We start from the raw sequence: 18,359 nt of genomic DNA, 5'->3' as shown, positions 1-18,359 counted from the left end.
CGATGTCGTCAGTCACCACGGCGGTCCCCGTGCTCCAGGCACGCGGTCTGTCGCGTCAGTTCGGTCATGTCCGCGCCCTCAGCAATGTCGACTTCGAGGTCTACCCCGGCGAGGTCACCGCCCTCATCGGTGACAACGGCGCGGGGAAGTCGACGCTCGTGAAGGCCCTGTCGGGCAATCTCGCCGTCGACGAGGGCGAGATCCTCTTCGACGGCAAGCCGATCGAGATGTCGAATCCCCAGGTCGCCTCGTCGCTCGGCATCGAGACGGTCTACCAGGACCTCGCGCTCGCCCCGCATCTCGACCCGGTGCAGAACATGTACCTGGGCCGCGAGATCCGTCGCCCGGGGCTCGCAGGCGCGCTCGGGTTCATGAAGACCAAGGAGATGGCCGTCGCCTCCCGCGCGGCGTTCGACGAGCTCGGCGCCACGGTGCGCTCGCTCACCTCGCCCGTCGGCGAGATGTCGGGCGGCCAGCGTCAGGCGATCGCGATCGCCCGCGCGGTGCACTGGGCCGGTCGCCTCGTCTTCCTCGACGAACCGACGGCAGCCCTCGGCGTGCGTCAGACGAAGAACGTGCTCGAGACGATCCGCCGTGTGCGCGACAAGGGCATCGCCGTCGTGCTCATCTCGCACTCCATGCCGCACGTCATGGAGGTCTGCGACCGCGTGCAGGTGCTGCGTCTGGGCACGCGCGTCGCCAACGTCTCCGCGAAGGACACCTCCATGGAAGAACTCGTCGGGCTCATGACCGGCGCCGTCACGAAGGACGACCAGAAGTGAGCACCACGACCCCTCCCACCGAGACGGTGGCCATCGGCACGTTCGAAGACACCAAGCCCAACTTCTTCGTCGGACTGCTGAAGGCGCAGGCCTTCCAGATCCTGCTCATCCTCATCGTCATCGTGCTGATCTTCAGCGCGCTCGCGCCGGACTCGTTCGCACAGTGGTCGAACTTCCGCCTGATCATCCAGAACGCCTCGATCCTCGCGGTGCTCGGCGTCGGCATGACGTACATCATCATCACCTCGGGTATCGACCTCTCGATCGGCTCGGTCCTGGTGTTCTCGGGCGTCGTCTCGGCCCTGACGATGCGCGCGCTCGGCGGCGAGGGCTGGGGAGTGGCCACCATCGGCATCCTCGTGTCGATCCTCAGCGGCGTGTGCTGGGGGCTGCTGAACGGCTTCCTCATCGCGAAAGCGAAGATCCCGCCGCTCATCGTCACCCTCGGCTCGCTCGGCATGGCCCTCGGTCTCGCGCAGATCCTCACCGGCGGTGTCGACATCCGCGATGTGCCGACCGTGCTGACGGTGTCGATCGGCTACGGCAACGTCTTCGGGTCGCTGCCGATTATCAGCGTCATCGCTCTCGTGGTCGTCGTCATCGGCGCCGTGGTGCTGCACTTCACCAAATTCGGCCTCTACACCTACGCCGTCGGCTCGAGCGAACTCGCCGCTCGTCGCGTCGGCGTCAAGGTCGACCGCCACCTCATCTCGGTCTACACGCTGTCGGGGGCGCTCGCCGGGCTCGCCGGCATCCTGGCCCTGTCGCAGTTCTCGACCACGGCGATCGCGGGGCAGTCGCAGACCAACCTCAACGTCATCGCGGCCGTGGTCATCGGCGGCACATCGCTCTTCGGCGGCGTCGGCACGATCTTCGGCACGGTGGTCGGCCTCTTCATCCCGGCCGTGCTGCAGAACGGCTTCGTCATCACCGGTGTGCAGCCCTTCTGGCAGCAGGTCGCCGTCGGCGCGGTGCTCATCACCGCCGTCTACGTCGACCAGGTGCGCCGCACCGCCGCGACCCGCGGCAACACCCAGAGCCTCTGGCGGAAGTTCGTCAGCGGAGGACGCCGGGGCTGAAGCCCGGCATCCGACACCCCCAAGAGAGAACGGTCATCACAATGCAGTGGAACAAGAAGGTTCTCGCGTTCGCCACCCTCGGCGCCGCAGCCACCCTCGTCCTCGCCGGGTGCTCCGGCGGCTCGTCGTCGGGATCCGCCTCGGGCGGCGCGGACGGCGGCTACAAGATCGCGTTCGTGCAGGGCGTCGCCGGAGATGAGTTCTACATCTCCATGCAGTGCGGCATCCAGGACGAAGCCGCCAAAGAAGGCGCCACCGTCACGACCCAGGGTCCGGAGAAGTTCGACCCGACCCTGCAGAAGCCGATCGTCGACGCCGTGGTCGCCTCCAAGCCTGACGCGCTGCTGATCGCCCCCACCGACGTGTCCGCGATGCAGGCGCCCATCGCCGCGGCGGAGGCCGCGGGCATCAAAGTCGTGCTCGTCGACACGACGCTCGAGGACCCCTCGGGTGCCGTGTCGCAGATCTCGAGCGACAACGAAGGCGGCGGGGCTGCCGCGTTCAAGGCGATCCAGGATGCCAACCCCAACGGCGGCAAGGTGCTCGTCGTGTCGGTCGATCCCGGCATCTCCACCACCGACGCGCGCGCGAAGGGCTTCGAGGACGCCGTCGCCGAGGACTCGAAGTTCGAGTCCGTCGGCGTGCAGTACTCGCACAACGAGCCCTCGACCGCGGCCGAGATCGTCACCGCCGCGCTGCAGAAGGACCCCGACATCGTCGGCATCTTCGCCGCCAACCTGTTCGCCGCCGAGGGCTCGGCCACCGGCGTGCAGCAGGCGGGCAAGCAGGGCGCCGTCACGATCGTGGGCTTCGACGCGGGCCCCGCGCAGGTCAAGGCCCTGCAGGCCGGCACGGTGCAGGCGCTCGTCGCGCAGGAGCCCGCCACCATCGGCTCGGACGGCGTCAAGCAGGCCATCGCCGCGCTGAAGGGCGAGTCGACGGAGGAGAAGATCCAGACCGGCTTCACCATCCTCACGAAGGACAACATCGACGGCGACGGCAAGGACGCGGTCTACAAGTCGTCCTGCTGACACCCCGGATGCCGGGACCTCGCCGTCGCGTGAGGTCCCGGCATCCACCCCCCCACCGCTTCAGTTGCCCCACTCGCCGCCTCGGTCCGACCCCGGCGACAAAGTCAGGCAATCGAAGCCACAGCCCACCGACCCCGCGACCCCACGCCACGGGCGCACCGACCCGGCACCCAACGCCAGACGCCCACCGACCACGGGACCCCACGTCACACCCCACCGATCCAGGGCCCGACGCACGACGCGGGGCCCCACCCGCCCGAAGCGTTCGACACGCTCAGGCACCTATCCGGACGACAACCCGCCCCTGAAAGAGACACCGCCGTGCCCCTGGCAGACATGCCCGCCCTCCTCGCCGCGCACCGCGCGGTCGGGGCCTTCAACTTCATCACCCTCGAGGTCGCCGAGGCCATCGTCACCGGCGCCGAAGCGGCCGGCACCGGTGTGATCCTCCAGCTGTCGCAGAACGCCATCGCGTTCCACGGGGGTCTCGCCCCGGCCGCCGGCGCCGCGTTGCGCCTGGCCGAGGCCGCGCGGGTCGACGTCGTGGTGCACCTCGACCACGCGACCGACGAGCCGCTCGTCGACGAGGCGCTGGCCGTCGGCATCCGCTCGGTGATGTTCGACGCCGCCCACCTGACGGATGCCGAGAATCTCGAGCGCACCGCCGCCGTCGCCGCCCGCGTCCACGACGCGGGAGCCTGGATCGAAGCCGAGCTGGGGGAGATCGGCGGCAAGGGCGCCCACGCGCCGGGCGTGCGCACCGACGTCGCCGAGGCGGTGCGCTTCGTCGAGGCCACGGGCGTCGACGCCCTCGCCGTCGCCGTGGGCAGCGAGCACGCCATGCGCGAGCGCAGCGCCCGGCTCGACGAAACGCTCATCGCCGAGCTCGCCGCGGCCGTGCCCGTGCCCCTTGTGCTGCACGGCTCCAGCGGAGTCGCCGACGCCGGGATCGACGGCGCCGTGCGCGCGGGCATGCGCAAGATCAACATCGGCACCCACCTGAACACCGTGCTGACGGCGGCCGTGCGCGCGGAGCTCGATCGGGATCCGGATGCCATCGACCCGCGCCGCTGGCTCGCCCCCGGGCGCTCCGCGGTCGCGGCCGAGGTGCACCGTCTGCTCGACGTCGTCACCGGCCGGGTCGCGACGGAGGTCCGCGCGTGACCGGGGTCGTCACCCTCACCGCCGCCGGGGCGATCGACGCCACGTACCGCGTCGGCGCGCTGCGGCGCGGAGCGTTCACGCGCGCCGAGAGCTACACGCGCGAGGTGAGCGGCAAGGGCGTGAACGTCTCGGCCGCCCTCGCCGCCGGGGGTGCCGACACCGCGGCGGTGGTCGTGCTGGGCGCCGACGACGTGCGGTTCGCGCGCTGCGGACTCACCGCTCCGCTGCTGCGGATCGTCGAGGTGCCCGGGGCGACCCGTGTGAACACCTCGATCATCGACGCCGACGGTGCCACCACCAAGGTGAACGCCCCCACCCCGCCGCTGTCACCGGAGGCATGGGATGCCACCGTCGCGACGCTGCGCGCGGAGCTCGCCGCGCGCCCGGAGCCGTGGCTCGTGATCTCGGGGAGCCTCCCCGACCTCGTGGGCGCCGGCGTGCCGGTCGATCTCGACGCGGTGCGCGCGGTGGCCCGGGAGCACGGCGCGCGCGTCGCCGTCGACACCAGCGGAACGGCTCTCGACGCACTGCTCGCCGACCCCGCCGGCATCGACCTGCTGACCCCCAACGCCGACGAGCTGGCGGCCGCGGTCGGTCGCCCCCTCACGAGCCTCGGCGCCGTCGTCTCCGCCGCGCGCGAGATCGTCGAGCGGGGCGTGGGCACGGTGCTCGCGAGCCTCGGCGCCGACGGACTCATCGCCGTGACGGCGGAGCGCGCGGTGTTCGCGCGGGCCGACGCCCCCTTCGTCGCCAATACCGCCGGGGCGGGAGACGCCGCCCTCGCCGGTTACCTCCTCGGCGTCACCCGCGAACCCGCGGCCGTCGCCGCCGGAGCGGATGCCCTCGTCCTCGCCGTGGCGTCGGCCGCCGAGTGGGGAGCGCACGCCGTCGCGCACGCCTCGACGCTGGTCGCGGGACCGCCGCACGGCATCCGGGCTCTCGTGGAGACCGAACCGGATCTGACACGGGCGCTCAGCCCCGAGGGGGAGGCATGACCCCGCTCGCCCCGGAGGTCGCCGCGGCCGTCGCCGATTCCTCGCGCATCCGCACGCGCGCGATCGACCGCGTCGCCTACGCGAACGATGCGTCGCACTACCTGCTCACTCCGGATGCCGTGGTCGTCGCGGCCGACGCCGCGGAGGTCGGCGCGATCCTGCGCGCCGCCTCCGTCTCGCGCACCCCGGTGACCTTCCGCTCGGGCGGCACGAGCCTGTCGGGCCAGTCGTCGGGGGCGGGACTGCTCGTCGACGTGCGCCGGGGGTTCGGACGCATCGACGTGCTCGACGGCGGACGCCGCGTGCGCACGCAACCGGGCGCCACGGTGCGGCAGGTCAACGCGCGGCTCGCGCGCCACGGGCGTCGCCTCGGCCCCGACCCCGCGAGCGAGGCCGCGTGCACGATCGGCGGTGTCGTGGCGAACAACTCCAGCGGCATGGCGTGCGGCACGGTGGAGAACTCGTACCGCACCCTCGAATCGCTCGTGCTGGTGCTGGCATCCGGGACCGTCGTCGACACCGCCGACCCGGATGCCGACCGGCTGCTGCACGAGCGCGAGCCCGCCCTCGTCGAGGACCTGCTGCGGCTGCGCGAGCGCGTCGTGGAGGACCCCGCGAGCGTCTCCCTCATCGAGCGGCAGTTCGCGATGAAGAACACGATGGGCTACGCCCTGAACGCGTTCCTCGACTTCGACAGCCCCGCGGCGCTGCTCGCGCACCTCGTCGTCGGGTCGGAGGGGACGCTCGCCTTCGTCGCGGAGGCGACCTTCCGCACGGTGCCGATCCGTTCGGCGATCGCGACCACCCTCGCCGTCTTCCCGACCCTCGACGCGGCCACCCGCTCGCTCCCGGCTCTGGTGGCCACGGGCGCGGCGACGCTCGAGCTGATGGATGCCACGTCCCTCCGCGTCGGACAGCGTCTGGCCGGCACGCCCGCCGCCATCCACGGCTTCGAGGCCACGACGCAGGCGGCGCTGCTGGTCGAGTACCACGCGGACGACGTCGACGCTCTCGGGGAGCTCGCCGCCCGGGGCGCCGCGGTGCTCGCGGCGGAGGATCTGCGTGGCCCCGCGGTGTTCTCGAGCGACGCGGCGCAGCGCGCCGCCGCGTGGACGTTCCGCAAGGGCCTCTACGCCTCGGTCGCGGGTGCCCGGCCGAGCGGCACGACCGCCCTGCTCGAGGACGTCGTGGTGCCGGTCGAGCGCCTCGCCGACACGTGCCAGGGTCTGCGGGAGCTGTTCGAACGCTTCGATTACCGCGACAGCGTGATCTTCGGCCACGCCAAGGACGGCAACATCCACTTCATGCTCACCGACCGCTTCGAGGGCGCGCAGGCCCTCGGGCGCTTCGAGGGTTTCACCGACGCGTTGGTCGACCTCGTCCTCGACGCCGGCGGGAATCTCAAGGCCGAGCACGGCACGGGACGCGCCATGGCGCCGTACGTGCGGCGGCAGTACGGCGACGAACTGTACGACGTGATGGTGCGACTGAAGCGGCTGCTCGACCCGGGCGGCATCCTGAATCCGGGCGTCATCATCGACGACGACCCGGCCGCGCACATGCGGAACCTCAAGACCCCGGTGTCGATCGAGCCCGAGGCCGACCGGTGCGTCGAATGCGGGTACTGCGAGCCGGTGTGCCCGAGTCGGTCGCTGACGCTGACCCCCCGGCAGCGCATCGTCGTGCGGCGCGCCTCGACCGCCGCCCGCGAACGCGGCGACGGCGCCCTCGTCGCGGAGCTCGAGAAGGACTACGACTACGACGGCGTGCAGACCTGCGCCGTCGACGGCATGTGCCAGACGGCGTGCCCCGTGCAGATCAACACCGGGGCGCTCATGAAGCGCTTCCGCCGCGATGAGGCGAACCCGGTGCTCGCTGCGGGCTGGTCCGCCGCGGCGACCGGGTGGGGTGCGGTGACACGCGCGGGGGCCGCGGCGTTGAGCGTCGCATCGGCCCTGCCCACTCCCGCCGTGCGCGCGGTGACGGATGCCGCTCGCGCGGTGCTCGGGACCGACACGGTGCCCCGGTACGCGGCGGAGCTGCCCGCGGGTGGGGCGTCTCGTCGATCGCTCGGGGCCGTCGTCGGGGCGACCGGCGTGGAGCCGGTCGCGGTGTTCCTCCCCGCGTGCGTGGGCAGCATGTTCGGGCCCGCCGAGGGCATCGGTGCGACCGCGGCGTTCACCCGCCTGCTGGAACGTGCGGGGGTCTCAGCCGTCGTGCCGGATGGCATCGACGCGCTCTGCTGCGGGACGCCGTGGTCGTCGAAGGGCTACGCGAAGGGACACGCCACGATGACCTCCCGCGTGCGCGCCGCGGTGCGCGCGGCGTCGCGCGACGAAGCACTCCCGGTCGTCTGCGACGCGTCCAGCTGCACCGAGGGCTTCGCCGCGACCCTGCGCGACGAGGGTGTGGAGGTCGTGGATGCCGTGGCCTTCGCGGCATCCGCTCTTCTTCCGCGTCTCACGCCGACGCCGGTGGCGCGGCTGCTGGCCCTGCATCCGACCTGCTCGTCGACGCAGTTGGGGATCGATCCGGCGCTGCGGGCGGTGGGGGAGGCCGTGGCGTCGGAGGTGCGCGTGCCGGACGCCTGGGGATGCTGCGCATACGCGGGCGACCGGGGGATGCTGCATCCCGAACTGACCGAGGCGGCGACCGCTCCCGAGGCGGCCGAGGTCGCCGGGTGGGCGGCCGACGCGCACGCCTCGTGCAACCGCACGTGCGAGCTCGGGATGACGAAGGCGACGGGGGAGTCGTACGTGCACGTGCTGGAGCTGTTGGAGGAGGCGACGCGGTGAACCGCGCACGGTCCGGAGGCCGTCCGCTGCCGCGGGCGCTCCGGCTCGCTCAGTCCTGGCCGCGCGCCAGGAGCACGCTCCGGTGGTCGGGGCGGAAGCCGTTCTCGGTGCCCCACAACACGGCGTCGACGCGATTCTCGGCGCCGATCTTGGCGTAGAGCGCGCGGATGTGGGTCTTGACCGTGTTGGGGCTGAGATGCGTCAGCACGGCGATATCGGCGTTGCTCCTGCCCTGGGTGATGAGTCCGAGGATCTCGGATTCGCGGTCGGAGATGCCGAGATGCTGCCCGGGCCAGCTGATGCCCGGCGCGCTCCTGACCCGGGCCCGCGCGGGGTGGATGACGCGCTCACCGGCCGCCACCCGCTCGAGGTCGGCGACCAGGTGCGCGGCGTTCAGACTTTTGGGGAGATACCCCGTCGCACCGCGCTCGAGGGCGGCGTCGATGAGGTCTTGATCCATCTTCCAGGTGAAGACCGCGACGTGACGGTTCAGCGGGTTGGACACCAGTCGCGAGACGTCCTCGTCGTCGGGCTGCGGTTGCGCGAACGTGTCGTACAGGGCGACGTCCACGGCGCTCCCGACGCGCTCTCGGGCGTCGAGCTCCACGACGTCGACGCGGTCAGAGAAGGGCTCCAGCATGCGGGCGAGCCCGCGCACCACGATCTCGTAATCGTTGACGAGGGCGACACGGAGACGACGGCCGGTCAGCGACATGGCTCGATATTTCACCCCTAGGGGTGGTTCTTTCCACCCCTTGCGCTGTCAGGCTTCGAGCTGCCGGAAAAAGGCCGGTGGCGCTCCCCGGGGGAAGCGCTCGGAAGTGTCGGACTCGAGGGCGGACGGGGGGTGCGTCAAAGGATCTGAGACTGCGGGAGTTCATCCTCGAGTCGCGACGTCAGGAGTTCCGCCGCTCGGCCGATCGCGGCGCGTTCCTCGTCGCTGAAGGAGGTCATCAGCTCGGCGATCGCGTCGCGGCGGCGCTGCTTCGCCTCGCCGACCAGCTGTCGACCATTCGGGGTGAGACGCATGAGGTTCTCGCGCCTCGAACGCTCGCTGACGCGGCGATCGATAAGGCCCTTCGCCACCAGTCGTTCGACGAGCCTCGAGGTCGTCGGAGGAGCTGATTCCAACTGCGCGCCGATGTCCACGAGGCGTAGTTCGCCCAGACGGTCGAGCAGGGCCAGCACGCGCCACTGCTGCACCGTCACGACCTCGAGCGTCGGGCCGAGCGACCGGAGGGTGAGGCCGAGCATCGCGCGCGTGCCGACGGCGACGGCGTCGATGACGGGGTCGTGATTGTACACAAAGCGAACTCTCGTCGGGGGGTCTGTCGTCTCTTCACCCTAGCCATCTATAACTCGACTAACAGTTGCTTTCCGGCAACGATTCGAAGAAGGACGTCCATGAACGACAACGCCCTGTGGGCAGTGACCCTCTCGAACGGCGAACACGCCGTCGTCTTCTACGCGCTGTCCGTCGCCGGCCTGGCGATGGCGGCCTTCGCGCTCCGCCAGTTCACCACCCAGCACGAGGTGTCGATCCGCTACCGACCCGCCGTCATCGCCGGCATGTGCGTCGCGCTGGTGGCGTTCCTGTCGTACGTCGTCCTCGTGCTCAAGTTCGACGCCGGCTATGAGCAGACCGCCGACGGGTGGGTCGCCACCTCCAACGCCGTCCTGAGCTGGGCGCCCCGCTACTTCGACTGGACCGTCACCGTTCCGCTGCTGGTCGTCGAGGTCGTGGCCGTCTCCACCCTCGTCGGTGCCCGGGCGACGCGCTACCGCGCGATCGGCATCGCGCTGGCCCTCGGCATGATCATCACCGGCTTCATCGGCGGCGTCGCCATCGACGACGGAACGGACCTCGGTGCCCTGTGGCTATGGGGAACACTCAGCGCCCTCTGCATGGTCGGTCTCTACGTCATGCTCGTCATGGCTCTGCTGCACGCGCGCCGGGAGATGGCCGGCTCGACCGCCCTGCCCGTCTTCAACCTGGCCATCGTGCTGCTGATCGTCATCTGGTTCGCCTATCCCCTGGTGTACGCCTTCCAGGGCTTCACCGTCACGTCGGGGTCGTACACGAGCGCACAGGTCATCCTGAGCATCGCCGACATCATCGCGAAGATCGGCTTCGGCGCGCTCATCCACAAGGTCGCCAAGCTCCGCACCGCCGAGGACCTCGCCGCCGGCGTCGACACCGGGCACGCCGGTCCGATCTGGATCAACGGCGAGCCCGTCATGGGCACCAAGGACGGCCGCCGCGGCTGAACGGCCCCGCGCGATCGCCCGGGCGCGTCGAGCGAACCGACAGCGGTGCTCGTGTCGTGGAGGTCGTTCGCTGGACTACCGCCTCCCGAGGGGGCGAGCAAGGCCCCCCTCTCGGGAAGAGCGGATTCGTACGGTGGCGGTTCACCGAAGGAGTCACGATGACGGACATGTACACCCTCCAAGACCCGACGACGCAGTTCCCGCGCCCGCCGTTCCCCGCCCAGCAGCAGAGCGCGCCGGGAGACATCCATGCCATGGATCCGGCCCCCGACCACGGTGAGACCTCCTACGTCGGGAAGGGGCGCCTGCCCGGCCGAAAGGCGCTCATCACAGGAGCCGACTCCGGCATCGGACGCGCCGTCGCCATCGCCTTCGCGCGCGAGGGGGCGGACGTCGCCCTGAGCTACCTCGACGCGGAGCAGGAGCAGGCGGAGGAGGTCGCCGCCCTCATCCGTGCAGAGGGCCGGGTCGCCGTGCTCGTTCCCGGCGACCTGCAGGACGAGCAGACCAACATCGCCGTCGTCGCATCGGCGGTCGAGGGTCTCGGCGGGCTGGACGCGCTCGTCATCAACGCCGGGGCCATGCCCACGGTCGACAGCATCGACGACTTCGAGACGAAGACGCTCGACCACGTGCTGCAGGCGAACATCTACCCGCTGTTCTGGCTCACCAAGGCCGCTTCCCCGCATCTCCCCGCCGGAGCGACGATCATCACCACCTCCAGCGTGCAGGGCTTCGACCCTTCTCCCTCGCTCGCGGAGTACGCCGTGTCCAAGGCCGGTATCGCCAATTGGACCCGCGCCCTCGCGCAGCAGCTCATCGAGCGCGGCATCCGGGTGAACGGCGTCGCCCCCGGACCGGTGTGGACACCTCTGCAGCCCGCCTACGTGCCGAACGAGAAGATCGAGAGCTTCGGGGAGCAGACCCCCATCGGTCGCGCCGCGCAGCCCGTCGAACTGGCACCGGCCTTCGTCTTCCTCGCGTCGCAGGAGTCCAGCTACGTCCTCGGGGAGACGATCGCCGTCAACGGAGGGTCCCCCATCCACTGACGACTCGTCGACCGGCGCCGGCTCGTGCGGTCGGGTGGAGCCGGCGGCGGCCGAGGTCGACGGGCCGCCGCCGAACGCGTCAGGGGACTCGCGCGTTCGGAGGTCCCGGGTCAGAACCGCCGGGCGTTGGCGAGGACCGGGATCTTCGCGCGCACCTCGGCGACCGCGGACAGGGCCCCGGACACGTCGACGACCCGGGTCTGCGGGGCATCGCCGAGGCGGACGAGGTCCGCACCGTCGGCGGTGACCACCGCGCTGTAGCCGATGCCGGTGGGCGCGCCGACGCCGTCGTCGCGTCCAGTGGTGCGGGGGTCGGCCTGGCCGACCGCGACCACCACGGTCGTCGTGTCGAGGGCGCGGGCACGGGTGAGCAGTTCCCAGTGCTCGCGCTTGCCGGGTCCCGACCCCCAGGAGGCGGCCACCAGCACGAGGTGGGCGCCGTCGTCGGCCAGAGCGCGGAACAGGGCGGGGAAGCGGACGTCGTAGCAGGTGGCCAGTCCGATGCGGACGCCGTCCAGATCGAAGAGCACGGGCTGCAGGCCGGGTTCGACGGCATCCGATTCGCGATAGCCGAACGCGTCGTAGAGATGGATCTTGTCGTAGGCGGTCTCGGCCGCCCCGGCGACGAGGAGCGTGTTGCGCACCCGCCCGGGGGTGTCGGCCGGGGTGAACATGCCGACGACGATCGTCACACCCGCCTCGCGGGCGATGCGGCGCACCTCGTCGGCCCACGCGCCGTCGAGCGGTTGCGCGATTTCGGCGAGGTCGGGGCCGGCGAAGCGGCACATCACCGCCTCGGGGAAGACGACGAGTGCGGCGCCGTCTTCGGCGGCGCGCGCGGCCTCGCGGGCGATGATCGAGAGGTTCTCGAGGGGGTCGGAACCGGCGACGACCTGAGCCAGGGCGATGCGCATGTGAGTCTCCTTCGTACGGGTATCCCCGTGTTGTATACCTGTCGTATGCCTTCTGTCGCGCCCCCCTCGGGCCGAGACCGTGCTCTCGGACACCTCCGCTCGCTGCTGACCGACCCGCAGGTCGAGGGGGGCTTCATCAACGAGCAGGACGTGGCCGACGCCGTGGGGGTCTCGCGCACCCCGGTGCGGGAAGCGCTGCTGATCCTGGCGTCGGAGGGCCTGGTCGACCTCGAGCCCCGCCGCGGAGCCCGCGTCGCCGCGCTCACCCCGCGCGAGACGGCCGAGCTGATGGAGATGCGTGGGCTGATCGAGCGGTTCGCCGTCCAGCGCGCCCTGGCCCAGCGGCTCTCGCCGCACGACGCACTCGCCGAGGTCATGCGGCGTCAGGACGCGGTGACCGCGGGACTCGACCGCCTGACCTTCGAGCAGGCCCGCGAGTGCATCGAGCTCGACCGGGAGTTCCACCAGACCCTGGTCGACGCCGCCGGCAACGCGCTGATCTCGCGCACCTACGCGGCTCTGCGCGAGAAGCAGGTGCGGGTCGGGATCTCCGCGCTGAGCATCGGCCCCTCGCGGTGGAACGCCGTGACGCACGAGCACGGCGCGATCGTCGAGGCCCTGCGCACGGGAGATCAGGCGGCCGCCGAGAAGGCCATCGACGACCACCTGAGCATCACGCTCCGGACGATCCTGACCGGGGCGTGAGGCGCGGCCCTCGGCCGGGGCGCGGGCAGCGCTTCGACCGAGGGGACCGGATGCCGTCGGTCGTCACGACGTGGCCCGTGCTCCGGTCAGCACGTCGAGGTACTCCTCGTCTTCGGCGTGCTGCGGGTTGCGGCCGAGCAGCAGTCCGACGATGGTGAGCACGGCCGCGACGCCGAGGTAGATCGCCGGGGCGACCCAGCTGCCGGTCGCGCTGAGCAGCGCCGTGAAGATCACGGGAGCCAGAGCGCCGCCGAAGACGCCGGCGATCGTGTAGGCGAGGGACGATCCGGTGTAGCGCAGGCGCGGGCTGAACTGCTCGGTGATGAAGGCGGCCTGCGGTCCGTACATGAACGAGTGGATGGCGAGACCGACGACGACGCCCAGGATGAACAGCGGCTGAGAGCCGCCGCCGATCATGAGGAAGAACACGAACGGCCATCCTGCGGCCGCCACGGCGGCGATCGCGTACAGCAGACGGCGGTTGACCATGTCGCTGATCCACCCGGCGAGGGGGATGAGCGCCAGCTGGAAGGCGGAGCCGATGAGGGTGGCCGTGAGCACCTGCGAACGCTCCATGCCGAGCTGCGTGAGTCCGTAGGTCAGGGTGAAGACGGTGAACATCGCGTACAGGATGTCGGGTGCGAGGCGGCACAGGATGGCGGCGAGGAGTCCGCGGCCCTCGAGGCGGAACACGTCCTTGATGGGGGCCTCGGGCCGGTCGCCGGACTGCTCGATGGCGCGGAAGATCGGGGTGTCCTCCAGGGCGAGGCGGATCCACAGGCCGAAGGCGACGAGCACCGCGGACAGGAGGAAGGCGACGCGCCATCCCCACGCGAGGAACTGCTCGTCGGAGAGGGCGAGGGTCAGGACGGCGAGCACACCGTTGGCCAGCAGGTTTCCGGCGGGCGGGCCGACCTGGGCGGCGGAGGCCCAGAAGCCGCGGCGCCGAGGAGTTCCGAACTCGCTCGAGAGGAGGACGGCCCCGCCCCATTCGCCGCCGACGCCGACGCCCTGGGCGAAGCGCAGCAGCACGAGGATGACGGCCGCGAGCGGGCCGATGGCGCCGTAGGTCGGGAGGACGCCGATGAGGAAGGTCGCGATGCCCACCAGGAGAAGGGTGATGACGAGGACCCTCTTGCGGCCGATCTTGTCGCCGAGGCGGCCGAACACGATGCCGCCGACCGGGCGCGACAGATACCCCACGGCGTAGGTGGAGAACGCCAGCAGCGCGCCCGTGAGCGGGTCGTTCTCCGGAAAGAAGAGCGCCGGGAACACGACGGCGGCGGCGGCGGAGTAGACGGCGAAGTCGTACCACTCCAGGGCGGTGCCGGTGAGGCTGGCGGTGTACGCCTTGGCGAGCGAGCGCGTGCGCTCCCGGCCGCCCGGTACAGCGTTTCGAACGTTCGTCATGAGAGTCCCATCTGATGTCGGCGAGGAGGACCGCCGCGTTTTCGTTTCCCTCATACTTCCTGTATACAAAACGTATACGCAACCGATACGGGGAAATTTTCCCGCGTCGTAACAATGGGAAGAGGCGACGTGACCGCTCTGGAATTCGAGATCATCGGCGAGGGCACCCTCGTCTCCGTCGACGTGACGCACGTGTACAACGCCGGCTACGCCGGTCGGGACCAGGCGGCCGTGAAGCACCACATCGACGAACTGGCCGAGCTGGGAGTCCCGGCGCCCACCACCACCCCCTCGCTGTACCCCGTCTCGTCGTATCTGGCCCGGCAGGGCGACCGGGTCGAGGCGCAGCACGAGCGCACGTCCGGCGAGGCCGAGTGGGGCATCGTCGTCATCGGCCCCGGCGAGGACGACGTGCTGCTCACCGTCGCCTGCGACCACACCGATCGGGCCCTCGAGGTGCACGGCGTCGCCTGGAGCAAGAACGCCGGTCCCGACATGCTCGGTCGCCGGGCCTGGCGTCTGTCGTCTCTGGCCGATCGCGCCGACGACCTCCGCCTGCGGGCGTGGGTGGGCACCGAGCGCACCCTCATCCAGGACGGCCGCGTCGGCGAGCTGCTCTCGCCGCAGTACTGGCTCGACGTTCTGGCCGAGCGGGGCGAGCGCCAGGAGGGCGTCGCCCTCATCTCGGGAACGATCCCGATGGTCGCGGGCGTCGACCAGTTCAGCGACCGCTGGGAGGTCGAGCTGCTCGACGAGAGCACCGGGGAGTCGAGCGTCGTCCGGTACGACGTCGAGCGGATGCCGACGCCCATCGGCTGAGCGAGCGTTCGCGCCGCGGTCCACCGGCCGTGGGCGACGACGGCCCGGACCGAACGGTCCGGGCTTTCGGCGTCGCTCGGGCTCTCGTCTCGCCCGCGCCTTCAGAGGAGGTCGCGGGCGAAGAGCACGAGGGTGCCGCGTCGCCCGGTCTCTTGGAGCCCGGCCTTCTCCAGCACGCGGCGCGAGGCGCCGTTGTCGGTCTCGGTGTCGGCGACCGCCCGGCGGGCGCCCCAGTGCTGGGCGTGCGCGAGGGCGAGGGTGACGGCGGCACTCGCGAGCCCCCGTCCTCGTGCCGCGGGGATGAGGCCGCAGCCGAATTCGACGGTTCCGCTCGCGTCGGGTGGGCCGAAGAAGCCGAGGCCGCCGACGGCGAGCCGCGTCGCCGGCTCACGGATGGCGTACATCGTGAACGGTGACGCGCTCGACTCGGACGCCGCGAGGGCTTCGAGCGGGTCGAGCTCGTCGACGAACGGATAGTGCGGATGCCAGTCGTCTCCGGGTTCCTCGTCACGCGCGACGATCCGTCGTGCCATCGCCGGCGTGATGCGGGTGAGGAGGACATGGCTGCTTGAGAGGGTCATCCCCTCCATCATCGCCCCGCGGGGCCGCCCGCCTCCGGGGAGGTGGATCCTCCGCATCCCGGTCGCGGATGGTCAGCCGACGGAGCCTCGCAACCGCAGCGCCCCGGATGCCGTGACCTCGAGCCGAACGGCATCCAGTCCGTCCACCACCAGATCGGCGCCCAACTCCTCGTCGGCGGTCGTGCCGGTCAGCGCCATCACGGCGCAGCCGGCCGCGCGGGCCGCAGCGATGCCGGCCGGGGCGTCCTCGACGACGAGGCAGCGCGAGGGGTCGACGCCGAGACGCTCGGCCGCGAGGAGGAAGGGTTCGGGGTCGGGCTTGCCGTTGACGACGTCGTCGACCGTGACGAAAACGTCGGGGTGGGCGAACCCGGCCGCGGCCAGGCGGGCCGTGGCGATGGGGACGGACCCCGAGGTCACGATGGCGCGGCGGTCGGCCGGTACGGCGGCGAAGAAGTCGGCGGCGCCGCGGATGGGGGCGAGACCCGCGGCATCCGCCACCTCGAGGTCGGTGACGTGCGCGAGCGCCTCGGCATGCCGCTCGGCGGGCAGCAGCAGGCTCACGAGCGTGCGCGCGGGCTGACCGTGGTTGGCGTGCAGGGCCTCCATCGACACGTCGTAGTGCTCGGCGAAGCGCCGCCAGGACCGGGCGACGGATGCCGTGGAGTCGACGAGGGTTCCGTCGAGGTCGAACAGCACGGCGTCGAACTCGCGCGCGAAGATCGCGGCTCCCGCGTCGAGGGGGCGGCGGATGCCGAGCGCGGGCAGGACGCGGGCGAGCTGCTGCCCGGTGGTGAGCTCGGCGTCGACGGAGATCACCGGGACGGCGGGTGCGACCGGCGGGACGTCCACGCGGTGCGCGTCGCGGGAGACGCCCCGCGCGGCGCGGCGGGACGCGAGGATCGCCGGGTCACCGTCGACGTGGATGACGAGGGGCTCGAGGGGCAGGAGTGCCTCGCGCAGCGCCGTCCAGTCGTCCCCGCCCGCGAGCTCCGCGGTGAAGGGGGCGACGACGACCACGCGGCCCGCCGTGGAGAGGGCATCGGCGGCCGTTGCGCGCAGTGCCGCGTAGCGACCGGCGCGGATGGCCCCGGCGTGCGGGGAGGCGAGCCAGTGTCCGCCGAGGGCGTCGGCGGGAAGGGCGTCGAGCAGAGGGGTGGTCACACTGTCGAGGTCGACGAGGGGTGCGCGCAGCGCGGCGGCGAGGGCGCGTCCGAGCGTGCTCTTGCCGCTGCCGGCGGGACCGGCGACGACGACGGCGAGCGGTTCGGGTATTTGACACGACGACGGCATACCTCCACCATAGACGTAGCAAGTCACCGGTGTCATGCTCGTCATTCCGGGACTCGAAGAGGTTCCGGAGAGGACGGCCGCTCATGCAAGACACCGGTGACATGGATGCCGAGCAGTCGCGCCTCCATGGCGGCATCGACCTGGGCAGCACGGGCATCAAGATGCTCGTCATCGACGACGCCGGCACCGAGATCGCGGGGGCCCAGGTGCCCACCCCGTGGCGGGTCGGCCCGGGCGGCACGACCGACATCGACGCCGCCGACCTGCTCTCGACCGTCCGCGCGCTCATCGACCTCGTCGACGCCGAGCTCGCTCCGGTGTCGTCCGCTCCGCTGACCTCGCTCGCCGTCGCGGGAATGGGCGAGACCGGCATCCTGATCGACGGAGACGGCGCCGCAGCAGCACCCGGTTTCGCGTGGTTCGACCCGCGCGGATGGGAGCAGATCGCCGCCCTCCCCGCCGAGGTGCGCGACGAGTTCGCCGGCCGCACCGGCCTGCCGCTCGGCGCCCAGGTGAGCGTCGCGAAGCTCGCGTGGCTGCGCGACCAGGGCACCGACCTCACGGGCCTGCGCTGGCTCGACCTGCCCGAGTTCGTCGTCGCCGCCCTCGGCGGAGATGTGGCTCTCGAGCTCTCGCTCGCCTCGCGCACCGGCCTCATCGACCAGGATTCCGGCGCCGCCTGGCCGGCGATGCTCGAGGCGCTCGGTGTCGACGATGCGCTTCTGCCGCCGCTCCGGGGAGGCGGGACGGCCTGGGGCACGGCATCCGCTGCCTTCGGACCCCGCGTCGCGGGGGCCGCGCTCACCGTCGCCGGACACGACCACCTCGTCGCCGCTCAGGCCAACGGCACCCTGGATGCCGACGGCTACCACGTCTCGCTCGGCACGGCCGAGGTGCTGCTGAGGGTGCTCGATGCGCCTCTCGGCTTCGCGGCGCGCCGACGACTGGCCGACGCGCTCATCAACGAGGTCCGCCACGTCGTCCCGGACAAGCACGTGCTCGTCGCCGGGGTGAAGACCGGTCTCCTGCTGCGCCGCGCGCTGCACGCCGCCGGGGTCAGCGACCGCGCGGGCCGTGATGCGCTCGACGACGCGGTCATGGCGCTCCCGTACGAGGGCGAGCTGCCGGCCGGGGCGATCGAGGTCACCGGCGCCCGCAACGACGACGGCGTGCTGCGGCTGACGCTGCACACGGAGGCGAGCCCTGCCGAGATCTTCGGCGCGGTGCTGCGGCACAGCAACGACGAGGTCGCCGCGCTCATCGCGGCGATGGACCGCGAGGTGGCTCCCGCCACCCACTCCACCCTCACCGGCGGGTGGGCGGGCATGGCGTCCGTCCGTCGCGCCCGCGCCGAGGTGCTCCCCGATCCGTCCCTGTCCACCCGCGAGCAGGACGTCGCGTGGGGAGCCGCCGACATGGCGCGGCGCCTCGTCTCGGCATCCGTCCCCTCCTGAACAGACCACCCGCGCCCACC

Annotated in this window: 17 protein-coding genes; 11 read left to right on the top strand and 6 right to left on the bottom strand. The window is 71.6% G+C overall.

Annotation, left to right across the window (positions count from 1 at the left end; all coding sequences use genetic code 11):
* Positions 1-2: 2 nt before the first annotated feature.
* From ACFZA2_RS16270 to ACFZA2_RS16245, 6 genes are all read left to right on the top strand, one after another.
* The gene (locus ACFZA2_RS16270; protein ID WP_391406861.1) at positions 3-782 is read left to right on the top strand and encodes an ATP-binding cassette domain-containing protein; all 780 of its coding nucleotides are present in this window, start codon (positions 3-5) and stop codon (positions 780-782) included.
* Complete coding sequence (locus ACFZA2_RS16265; protein WP_315995228.1) at positions 779-1,861, top strand: ABC transporter permease; 1,083 nt, start codon at positions 779-781, stop codon at positions 1,859-1,861. The genes ACFZA2_RS16270 and ACFZA2_RS16265 overlap by 4 nt, the downstream gene beginning before the upstream one ends.
* A gap of 41 nt (positions 1,862-1,902) precedes the next feature.
* Positions 1,903-2,892 (top strand): ABC transporter substrate-binding protein, encoded by a 990-nt coding sequence (locus ACFZA2_RS16260; protein ID WP_391406858.1) that lies wholly within the window; start codon positions 1,903-1,905, stop codon positions 2,890-2,892.
* A gap of 321 nt (positions 2,893-3,213) precedes the next feature.
* Positions 3,214-4,056, top strand: coding sequence for a class II fructose-bisphosphate aldolase (locus ACFZA2_RS16255; RefSeq protein ID WP_391406856.1), 843 nt, complete (start codon positions 3,214-3,216; stop codon positions 4,054-4,056).
* Positions 4,053-5,051 (top strand): 1-phosphofructokinase family hexose kinase, encoded by a 999-nt coding sequence (locus tag ACFZA2_RS16250; RefSeq protein ID WP_391406854.1) that lies wholly within the window; start codon positions 4,053-4,055, stop codon positions 5,049-5,051. Before ACFZA2_RS16255 ends, ACFZA2_RS16250 begins: the two co-directional genes overlap by 4 nt.
* Entirely contained in the window at positions 5,048-7,846 is a 2,799-nt protein-coding gene (locus ACFZA2_RS16245; RefSeq protein WP_391406852.1) for an FAD-binding and (Fe-S)-binding domain-containing protein, read from the top strand. Before ACFZA2_RS16250 ends, ACFZA2_RS16245 begins: the two co-directional genes overlap by 4 nt.
* Before the next feature lie 49 nt (positions 7,847-7,895).
* Here ACFZA2_RS16245 and ACFZA2_RS16240 read toward each other — a convergent pair whose 3' ends face one another.
* Positions 7,896-8,561: a LuxR C-terminal-related transcriptional regulator gene (locus ACFZA2_RS16240; RefSeq protein ID WP_391406850.1), complete on the bottom strand. Its 666-nt coding sequence runs from the start codon at positions 8,559-8,561 to the stop codon at positions 7,896-7,898.
* Positions 8,562-8,698: 137 nt separating this feature from the next.
* On the bottom strand, positions 8,699-9,151 hold the full coding sequence (locus tag ACFZA2_RS16235) for a MarR family winged helix-turn-helix transcriptional regulator (RefSeq protein WP_391406848.1): 453 nt from the start codon (positions 9,149-9,151) through the stop codon (positions 8,699-8,701).
* Positions 9,152-9,250: 99 nt separating this feature from the next.
* Between ACFZA2_RS16235 and ACFZA2_RS16230 the strand changes: the two genes are divergently transcribed.
* Positions 9,251-10,114 (top strand): bacteriorhodopsin, encoded by an 864-nt coding sequence (locus tag ACFZA2_RS16230; protein ID WP_391406846.1) that lies wholly within the window; start codon positions 9,251-9,253, stop codon positions 10,112-10,114.
* Between the two features lie 158 nt (positions 10,115-10,272).
* A complete protein-coding gene (locus ACFZA2_RS16225; protein ID WP_391406844.1) occupies positions 10,273-11,163 on the top strand; it encodes an SDR family oxidoreductase in 891 nt (296 codons plus the stop codon).
* Positions 11,164-11,273: 110 nt separating this feature from the next.
* Here ACFZA2_RS16225 and ACFZA2_RS16220 read toward each other — a convergent pair whose 3' ends face one another.
* Complete coding sequence (locus ACFZA2_RS16220; RefSeq protein WP_391406842.1) at positions 11,274-12,077, bottom strand: carbon-nitrogen hydrolase family protein; 804 nt, start codon at positions 12,075-12,077, stop codon at positions 11,274-11,276.
* 45 nt (positions 12,078-12,122) lie between these two features.
* On the opposite strand from ACFZA2_RS16220, the gene ACFZA2_RS16215 reads away from it, so the two are divergent.
* Positions 12,123-12,782, top strand: coding sequence for a GntR family transcriptional regulator (locus ACFZA2_RS16215; RefSeq protein WP_391406840.1), 660 nt, complete (start codon positions 12,123-12,125; stop codon positions 12,780-12,782).
* Positions 12,783-12,845: 63 nt separating this feature from the next.
* On the opposite strand, the gene ACFZA2_RS16210 is transcribed toward ACFZA2_RS16215, so the two are convergent.
* The gene (locus tag ACFZA2_RS16210; protein ID WP_315995221.1) at positions 12,846-14,192 is read right to left on the bottom strand and encodes an MFS transporter; all 1,347 of its coding nucleotides are present in this window, start codon (positions 14,190-14,192) and stop codon (positions 12,846-12,848) included.
* Positions 14,193-14,321: 129 nt separating this feature from the next.
* Here ACFZA2_RS16210 and ACFZA2_RS16205 point away from each other — a divergent pair, with 129 nt between their 5' ends.
* Positions 14,322-15,011, top strand: coding sequence for a DUF2848 domain-containing protein (locus ACFZA2_RS16205; RefSeq protein ID WP_391406837.1), 690 nt, complete (start codon positions 14,322-14,324; stop codon positions 15,009-15,011).
* Positions 15,012-15,112: 101 nt separating this feature from the next.
* On the opposite strand, the gene ACFZA2_RS16200 is transcribed toward ACFZA2_RS16205, so the two are convergent.
* Together ACFZA2_RS16200 and ACFZA2_RS16195 are read right to left on the bottom strand one after the other, a co-directional pair.
* Positions 15,113-15,592, bottom strand: a complete 480-nt coding sequence (locus tag ACFZA2_RS16200) for a GNAT family N-acetyltransferase (protein ID WP_391406835.1) — start codon at positions 15,590-15,592, stop codon at positions 15,113-15,115.
* Between the two features lie 72 nt (positions 15,593-15,664).
* Entirely contained in the window at positions 15,665-16,930 is a 1,266-nt protein-coding gene (locus tag ACFZA2_RS16195; RefSeq protein WP_391406834.1) for an HAD-IA family hydrolase, read from the bottom strand.
* Between the two features lie 38 nt (positions 16,931-16,968).
* Between ACFZA2_RS16195 and ACFZA2_RS16190 the strand changes: the two genes are divergently transcribed.
* Positions 16,969-18,339 (top strand): FGGY family carbohydrate kinase, encoded by a 1,371-nt coding sequence (locus tag ACFZA2_RS16190; protein ID WP_391406832.1) that lies wholly within the window; start codon positions 16,969-16,971, stop codon positions 18,337-18,339.
* Positions 18,340-18,359: the final 20 nt, after the last annotated feature.

This window comes from Microbacterium sp. NPDC007973 (genome assembly GCF_042958465.1).
Lineage (GTDB): Bacteria > Actinomycetota > Actinomycetes > Actinomycetales > Microbacteriaceae > Microbacterium > Microbacterium galbum.
This window is presented reverse-complemented; position numbering and strand designations above follow the sequence as displayed.

Coding starts and splice junctions, on each gene's coding strand:
- ACFZA2_RS16270 (WP_391406861.1), top strand. CDS start 3: ATGTCGTCAGTCACCACGGCGGTCCCCGTGCTCCAGGCACGCGGTCTG.
- ACFZA2_RS16260 (WP_391406858.1), top strand. CDS start 1,903: ATGCAGTGGAACAAGAAGGTTCTCGCGTTCGCCACCCTCGGCGCCGCA.
- ACFZA2_RS16245 (WP_391406852.1), top strand. CDS start 5,048: ATGACCCCGCTCGCCCCGGAGGTCGCCGCGGCCGTCGCCGATTCCTCG.
- ACFZA2_RS16240 (WP_391406850.1), bottom strand. CDS start 8,561: ATGTCGCTGACCGGCCGTCGTCTCCGTGTCGCCCTCGTCAACGATTAC.
- ACFZA2_RS16230 (WP_391406846.1), top strand. CDS start 9,251: ATGAACGACAACGCCCTGTGGGCAGTGACCCTCTCGAACGGCGAACAC.
- ACFZA2_RS16225 (WP_391406844.1), top strand. CDS start 10,273: ATGACGGACATGTACACCCTCCAAGACCCGACGACGCAGTTCCCGCGC.
- ACFZA2_RS16220 (WP_391406842.1), bottom strand. CDS start 12,077: ATGCGCATCGCCCTGGCTCAGGTCGTCGCCGGTTCCGACCCCCTCGAG.
- ACFZA2_RS16215 (WP_391406840.1), top strand. CDS start 12,123: ATGCCTTCTGTCGCGCCCCCCTCGGGCCGAGACCGTGCTCTCGGACAC.
- ACFZA2_RS16210 (WP_315995221.1), bottom strand. CDS start 14,192: ATGACGAACGTTCGAAACGCTGTACCGGGCGGCCGGGAGCGCACGCGC.
- ACFZA2_RS16200 (WP_391406835.1), bottom strand. CDS start 15,592: ATGACCCTCTCAAGCAGCCATGTCCTCCTCACCCGCATCACGCCGGCG.
- ACFZA2_RS16195 (WP_391406834.1), bottom strand. CDS start 16,930: ATGACGAGCATGACACCGGTGACTTGCTACGTCTATGGTGGAGGTATG.
- ACFZA2_RS16190 (WP_391406832.1), top strand. CDS start 16,969: ATGCAAGACACCGGTGACATGGATGCCGAGCAGTCGCGCCTCCATGGC.